This is a genomic window from Bradyrhizobium uaiense (assembly GCF_010811875.1).
Classification (GTDB): domain Bacteria; phylum Pseudomonadota; class Alphaproteobacteria; order Rhizobiales; family Xanthobacteraceae; genus Bradyrhizobium; species Bradyrhizobium uaiense.
In genome coordinates, this window is record NZ_VKHP01000421.1 from 1 (window position 1) to 3,757 (window position 3,757).

Below are 3,757 nucleotides of genomic sequence, written 5' to 3' on the forward strand. Positions count from 1 at the left end.
CCTCTTCCTCTTCTAACCCCATCAGGTGGCGGCCTTGCGTCGACCCCGTACAGAAGCGAGACCCCGGCGAGTGGACAACGCAAAAAGGGATTGACTGATCGAGGCCCGTTACAGAAGCGAAGCGTAATCCACCGGCTTGTCACGCGAAAGCGACCGTCATTCCGGGGCAATTCGAACCCCAATTTCGCAATTGCGAACGCTGCAATCTCGAGATTATGGCCCGAGATTCCGGGTTCACGCGCGGTGCGCGTGCCGGGAATGACGGAGGAGGTCTCAGCTTGTGATCTGCGCCCGATTTCACCGGGCTCACCGGGGGCAGCCGCTACAAATTCGCCAACCCGCATTCGACGGCGAGACGGACCAGCTGGGCGTCGGTCCGCATGCCGGTCTTGGCCTTGATCAGGTAGTGATAGTTCTGCACGGTCTTGGTGCTGAGGTTGAGGTTGGCGGCGATCTGCTCCTTGGTGCTCCCGGCGGCGAATTGCCTGAGGATCTCGATCTCGCGCTCGCCGAGCTGGTCGAGCGCCGATCTGGTCGGCACCAGGCTCTCCAGCGCGAGCACCCGCGCGACGTCGTCGCTCATCGCGTGCTCGCCGCGCGCCACCGAGCGGATCGCCGCGATCAGCTCGGCCGGCTCGCTGCCCTTGGTGACGAAGCCAGAGGCGCCGGCGCCGAATGCCGCCTTCACCTGGGCCGCCTCGCTGTGCATGCTGAAGACGAGGATGCGGGCATCGGCGTCGCGCGCGCGGATGTTGCGGATTGCCTCCAGTCCGCTGGCACCCGGCATCGAGATGTCCATCACCACCACGTCGGGCGCGTGCGACTTGAATGCGCGGTAGGCGTTGGCGGCGTTGTCGGCCTCGGCGACGACGCGAAAATCGTCTTGATGCTCGAGCACGCGCCGATAGCCCTGGCGGACGACGGGATGATCGTCCACCAGCAGGATCGAGATGCCTCTGGTCGTCACGGTTGCCATCTTCGCGGTCGTCATCTCAGGCGGCGAGCGGGATCGTGGCAGCGACGCGCTCGCTGACGCCGGTGAGGCCGAAGCCCGCCGACTGTGCCACCTTGGCCGCATCGCCGCCGCCGTCGTCCTCGACACGCACCAGCAATGCGTTCTCGGATCCGGTCCGCCGCTCGATCCGTAGCACGATCTCGCGCGCTGCGCTGTGGCGCAGCGCATTGGTCAGGCATTCCCGCGCCACGCGATAGGCGGTGGCTGCGACCGTGCCGCTGATGTCGGCGAGGTCGCCCTGCAAGTCGAGCTGGATCATCGGCTGCGCCGTGCGGGATCGCCAGCTGTCGACGAGATCGACCAGGCTTGCCTCCAGCCCGAGCTCCTCGCATTTCCAGGCCACGACCGGCGAGCCGGTGCAGGCCAATGTGAAGGTGCAGAAGCTCAATCCGACGGCGCAGGTGATCTTCGACGACAAGCTGACCGTCGATCACACCGGCGACGAGAAGACCGCGGTGCGGTTTCGTCTCGATGCCGAGGGCAAGGTGATCAACGTCGACCGGCGGCCGAAATCGTTGCTCGAGACGTTCCGTAGCAGCTGGCGCAACGGCGCCGACCTTGATCCGAACACCGGCGTGCCGAAATCCGGCGTGAGGGTGCTCCGCCGTGAATAGCTTGCAATCAGTGATCCTCACCATTGCGGTCGCCTACGCGGTGATCGCTGCGCTGCTGCTGATCGTGCTGGTCTATGCGCGGCTGCATTGGTCGCTGAAGGCTGTCGTCATCGTCGTGACCAGCGCGTTCTACTTCGTCAGCTTCGGCGGCATGCGCGGCCTGCTCGGGTGGGCGTCCGCGGAAAAATTGCCGGCCAACTTCAAGCTGCTGTCGACGCGGATCGTGGAGCCCCATTCACTGGAGGGTGACCCGGGCTCGATCTATCTCTGGGTCGAGGAGCTCGACGAGGACAACCGGCCGAGCGCCGTCCCGCGCGCCTTCCGGATTCCCTACAGCGACGCACTGGCCGAGCAGACCCACACCGCCGACAACGAGATCAAGGCCGGGCATCCGCAAGGCGGGCGGGCGGCGGATTTCGGCGGCGGCGACGGGACCCTCATGGACTTCGTCAGGGAGTACGTCACGCCGAAGACGATCATGGAGACCACCGGCGGCGATTCCACCACGGGGACGTTCGTGGCACCGCCGGCGAGCGCGCAAGGATCGGTGTTCACGCCGCTGCCACCGCCGCGGATGCCGCCCAAGGACGAGCAGCAATAGGCGGACGCGCACCGACAGGCCGATGGCACAAAAATAGGGATCGCCAATAATCAGTCAGAGGCGTGGACAGTAGTCATCCGGAATTCCTCAACCCCCTGAACGGTGTATCTTGGGGATAACCGGGGCTAGATTTTATCCCGAAGCCATTTTCCCGGCAAAGGGGCCGCTGCGTGAAGCGGCCCCTTTCGATTCCGGGCGCCACGTATGTGAAGTCGAGGGCGGTGAGGCGGGCCTCAGAGCACCGTCAGGAAGGCGATCGCGAGGACCATCAGCCAGCCGACGATGACCAGTGACACCACCGCGCCCGCGGTGATCTTGGCAATCTCCTTGAAGGTCATCGGCCGGTCCATGCGAGCGTCTCCCGGGTAGCCCCAGGGCAAAGACATAGGACGGCCCTACGAGATCGCCCGACCGCTCACGGAACGTTGTAGCGTCCACCAGCCGGCTCCCAGAGGCCCGGTGGGCCGGCCGGACCGCATAGCTGTCATCTCGCAAAGTTTGTCTGACAGATATTGAAATCTGTCAGCGGGATGGTGTATATACACACCATGCTCAAGGGAGGAGGGCGCCCAGCGACTGTTCCGGCGTTTTGGCCGGGACAACCGGACTTCAATTTGATTACCTCGAAGGACTACCTCCATGACGATAGAAATCTTTCAATTGACCGCCCAGATTCAACAGTGGCTCAACCTTCGCGTCGCCCGTCACTTGGCTGCCCAGGCCGCCAAGTTCACCCGCGGGCAGGACAGCGATAACCAGACGGTAAACGCATGAACGAGGCGGTGGTTTTGACACCCGAGCGGATCCTCGAGGCAACTGAGGATGTCTTGAGACGCTACGGGTTGACCAAGGCCACCGTTGTCGACGTGGCCCGTGCGCTGGATGTCAGCCACGGCAGCGTCTACCGTCACTTCCCCAGCAAGGCTTCGCTGCGTGACGCAGTGGCAAAACGCTGGCTGGACCGCGCCAACGAGCCGCTGTGCAAGCTTGCGGCCGGCTCGGGCCCCGCGCCGGAGCGGCTGGAGAAATGGCTGCGCACCGCCTTCAACATCAAGCAGAAGAAGGTCTGCGACGATCCGGAGATGTTCGCGACCTACCTCGCGCTGGCGCAAGGCGCGCGCGAGGTGGTGGAAGCCTACAAGGACAAGCAGGTCGATCTGATAGCGAAGATCCTGTCCGACGGCGTCGCGCAGGGCGAATTCGAGATCGATGACGTCAAGACGACGGCACGTGCCGTGTTCGATGCGACCGTCCGCTACCATCACCCGGCGCATGCCGAGGAATGGGCCAAGCCCGAATGCCCGTCCCGGATCGACGCCCTGATCGCCCTGCTGCTGCGGGGCGTGCGGGTGTGCAAGCAGTAGCTCGGCGCTCGCGCTCTCTCGCAACGGAGCAAGCGGCACCCCTCTCCCTAACCTCGAGAGCGAGCTTCGCTCGCCTCGGACCCCCGCAAGGGGGGGAGGGAACCCATCCGCTGGTGCTTCCCTTACATCCTCACGCTCTCACGTTTTGAATCCGCCATGTTCT

At 64.4% G+C, this 3,757-nt stretch carries 4 protein-coding genes and 2 pseudogenes; 4 read left to right on the plus strand and 2 right to left on the minus strand.

Annotation, left to right across the window (positions count from 1 at the left end; translation table 11 throughout):
• Positions 1-322: 322 nt before the first annotated feature.
• Together FNJ47_RS45090 and FNJ47_RS45095 are read right to left on the minus strand one after the other, a co-directional pair.
• Positions 323-976 (minus strand): response regulator, encoded by a 654-nt coding sequence (locus FNJ47_RS45090; protein ID WP_163163110.1) that lies wholly within the window; start codon positions 974-976, stop codon positions 323-325.
• 16 nt (positions 977-992) lie between these two features.
• Positions 993-1,343: pseudogene (locus tag FNJ47_RS45095) on the minus strand (sensor histidine kinase); the annotation flags it as partial.
• Between FNJ47_RS45095 and FNJ47_RS45100 the strand changes: the two are divergent.
• The 4 genes and pseudogenes from FNJ47_RS45100 to FNJ47_RS45110 all read left to right on the plus strand — a co-directional run.
• Positions 1,342-1,629: pseudogene (locus FNJ47_RS45100) on the plus strand (hypothetical protein); the annotation flags it as partial. The pseudogenes FNJ47_RS45095 and FNJ47_RS45100 sit on opposite strands and share 2 nt — an antisense overlap.
• Positions 1,622-2,230 (plus strand): hypothetical protein, encoded by a 609-nt coding sequence (locus FNJ47_RS45105; protein WP_163163112.1) that lies wholly within the window; start codon positions 1,622-1,624, stop codon positions 2,228-2,230. The pseudogene FNJ47_RS45100 and the gene FNJ47_RS45105, both read left to right, overlap by 8 nt.
• Before the next feature lie 639 nt (positions 2,231-2,869).
• Positions 2,870-3,004: a hypothetical protein gene (locus tag FNJ47_RS53420; protein WP_016843141.1), complete on the plus strand. Its 135-nt coding sequence runs from the start codon at positions 2,870-2,872 to the stop codon at positions 3,002-3,004.
• Complete coding sequence (locus FNJ47_RS45110; RefSeq protein ID WP_163163114.1) at positions 3,001-3,594, plus strand: TetR/AcrR family transcriptional regulator; 594 nt, start codon at positions 3,001-3,003, stop codon at positions 3,592-3,594. Before FNJ47_RS53420 ends, FNJ47_RS45110 begins: the two co-directional genes overlap by 4 nt.
• Positions 3,595-3,757: the final 163 nt, after the last annotated feature.

What these genes read in the sequence shown, in the direction of transcription:
- FNJ47_RS45090 (WP_163163110.1), bottom strand. Translation starts at nt 976, where the DNA reads ATGGCAACCGTGACGACCAGAGGCATCTCGATCCTGCTGGTGGACGAT.
- FNJ47_RS53420 (WP_016843141.1), top strand. Translation starts at nt 2,870, where the DNA reads ATGACGATAGAAATCTTTCAATTGACCGCCCAGATTCAACAGTGGCTC.
- FNJ47_RS45110 (WP_163163114.1), top strand. Translation starts at nt 3,001, where the DNA reads ATGAACGAGGCGGTGGTTTTGACACCCGAGCGGATCCTCGAGGCAACT.